The organism is Bacteroidia bacterium (assembly GCA_025056095.1).
GTDB lineage: Bacteria > Bacteroidota > Bacteroidia > JANWVE01 > JANWVE01 > JANWVE01.
This window is the reverse complement of sequence record JANWVW010000354.1, coordinates 1-1,081: the sequence shown is the minus strand read 5'-3', so window position 1 is coordinate 1,081 and position 1,081 is coordinate 1. Positions and strand designations below refer to the sequence as shown.

1 protein-coding gene is annotated in these 1,081 nt (G+C 39.8%); it reads right to left on the bottom strand.

Going from position 1 to position 1,081, the window contains the following annotated elements; translation table 11 throughout:
* Positions 1-1,081: hypothetical protein (locus tag NZ519_13990; GenBank protein MCS7029863.1), on the bottom strand; the 1,081-nt coding region annotated here is incomplete at both ends.

The following is a 1,081-nucleotide window of genomic DNA, read 5'->3' as shown; positions in this document are numbered from 1 at the left end:
GAAAGCGTATATAACCCAATTCCATTGCCATTGCAAGCCTTTCTAATTCGTGTTGTCTTATAAACCTACCGTTAGTTATGCGATAGTTGTTTCCTCCTATATATACCACTTTACATTTTCGGCTACCTATTTTTTTTTGAACACTTTCAGCAATCATATTATATATACCTGTGCCATCCACGTATGCAAGCAGCAAGTGTTCGGTTTCGAGTCCTTTGAGTATTCTTTTGGCAATAGTTTGATTAGATAAGTGTCTGCCTTTAAACCTATCAAAATATGCCAAATTTCCGTTTATATCTAGCCCTAAAACCACCGTATAGTCAGTAACCTTGCCAATATCTACTCCGAAAGCTACGGCAGGCATGTTGCTCATTTCTGTAGTGATACACCTTTTAATTAACTCGTCGTCGTACGCCCTATCGCCTTCTTGCAAAATTTCGTTAAAATAAAGCTCCTTAAATCTCTTTTCAGAAAGGGTAGATTTAGCTAGCTCAACGGTTTTTTTGTCAATTTTTGGATTGTCCAACGTGTGCATTTCAAGGTATTTTTTTTGTGGCTTTACGCCCATTTGCAAACACCTCTGTTCGTGCTCTTGGGCTTCCTTGCATGCAAAAAAGAACCAATTTCGCTCTCCCTTGCTATTTCCAATGCAGCGCAATAATCCATTGGTAGCTGTAAGCACGCTTATGCTTGCCTCCAGTACATCCTCGCTAACCCTGCTTGCTTCATCTATCACGACAGCGTACACGTCCTCCCCAAATAATCTATCGGGCTTGTCTCCTGATTTGAACCAAATTTTGATTCCCTTTGGAAATTCGATATACCTTTGGTATTTGTTTAGCTTAAAAAATGGTTTGTATTGCGGGGGGATAAACGCCCAAAGCCTATTCATGGCAATTTGAGATACAGGATAAGTGGGGGCTATCCACCATATATTTGCGCCGTGTATATTTTTGGCGTCCAATTCAATAGCAAATTCAATACAAAAAATAATCATAGCGGTTGTTTTACCACTTTTCGTACCTGCTTTGCAGTAAACTTGCGGACATCGCTCCTCTATGAAGGCCTTTTGTTTTAAGTG